The organism is Henriciella sp. (assembly GCF_029937755.1).
Taxonomy (GTDB): Bacteria; Pseudomonadota; Alphaproteobacteria; order Caulobacterales; family Hyphomonadaceae; genus Henriciella.
Window position 1 is genome coordinate 1 of sequence record NZ_JAPYPG010000028.1, and the last position, 1,238, is coordinate 1,238.

At 62.0% G+C, this 1,238-nt stretch carries 1 protein-coding gene; it reads left to right on the forward strand.

Going from position 1 to position 1,238, the window contains the following annotated elements; genetic code table 11:
• Positions 1–61 precede the first annotated feature (61 nt).
• Positions 62–1,212, forward strand: a protein-coding gene (locus tag Q1K29_RS18405) for an IS3 family transposase (RefSeq protein WP_119377456.1) whose coding sequence is annotated in 2 segments (ribosomal slippage) — positions 62–320 and positions 320–1,212 — 1,152 coding nt in all. Because the reading frame shifts where the segments join, the coding sequence is not laid out codon by codon here.
• Positions 1,213–1,238: the final 26 nt, after the last annotated feature.

The window sequence follows — 1,238 nt, forward strand, 5'->3', positions numbered from 1 at the left end:
TGACCTGAGCCCCGATTGGTCCCGCATTTGAATTGAGAGTCTGTCGTTATGGAGACAGACAATGCGCAAGAGCAAATTCACGGAAGAACAGATCATCGCGATCCTGGCGGAACAGGAGCGCGGCATGTCGACGGCGGATGTCTGCCGGCGTCATGGCGTCAGCTCGGCCACCTTCTACAAATGGAAGGCAAAGTTCGGCGGGATGGACGTGTCCGATGCCCGCCGGCTGAAGACGCTGGAGGGTGAGAACGCGAAATTGAAGCGCCTTCTGGCGGATGCGATGCTTGATAATGTCGTTCTGAAGGATCTGCTGGGAAAGTACTGACGACGCCCCAGTTGAAGCGGGTGGCGGCGCTCGGAGCGATGTCGGATCATGACATCTCCCAGCGTCGCGCCTGCCGACTGGTCAGCGTCGATCCGAAGACTGTCAGGCGAGAAGCGGAGCCGGATAATCCGGAGATCCGCAAATGTATGCGCGAGATCGCGGCAACGCGCCGCCGGTTCGGCTATCGCCGCATCGGCTTGATGCTCGAACGCGAAGGCATCGTTATGAACCACAAGAAGCTGAGGCGCCTCTACAGGGAGGAAGGCCTGGCGGTGAAGCGACGACGGGGACGCAAGCGCGCCACCGGGACGCGCGAGCCGATGCCTGTCCCGGACGGTCCATCGAAACGCTGGAGCCTTGACTTTGTGTCTGATGTCTTCGGTCCGGCGCGGCGGTTCCGGATGCTGAACGTGATCGACGACTATACCCGGCAATGCCTGGCACTGGTGGCCGACACCTCCCTGTCAGGCGCGCGTGTGGCGCGGGAGCTTGATCGCTGCATCCGCCTCTATGGCCGGCCGGAGACCATCGTCTCGGACAATGGGACCGAGCTGACCTCGCGCGCCATCCTGGAATGGCAGAACGAGACCGGCATCGCCTGGCACTACATCGCGCCGGGCAAGCCGCAGCAGAACGGCTTCGTCGAGAGCTTCAATGGCAAGCTCCGTGACGAATGCCTCAACGAGGAAGTCTTCGACAGTCTCTCCCACGCCAGAAAGGTACTGGGGCGCTGGCGGCACGATTACAATCATCACCGGCCTCACTCATCGCTGGGCGGGCTGACGCCCGCAGCGCGCCGGTCGCTCGAGCTTGTCGGGGGCTCCACTCCCGGCGCGCTCGCCAGACATCAAACCTTGGACTATGAAAGGGTCAGACTCTCGAAATAAACGAGGGAGCCGAAGGGCTCAGGTCA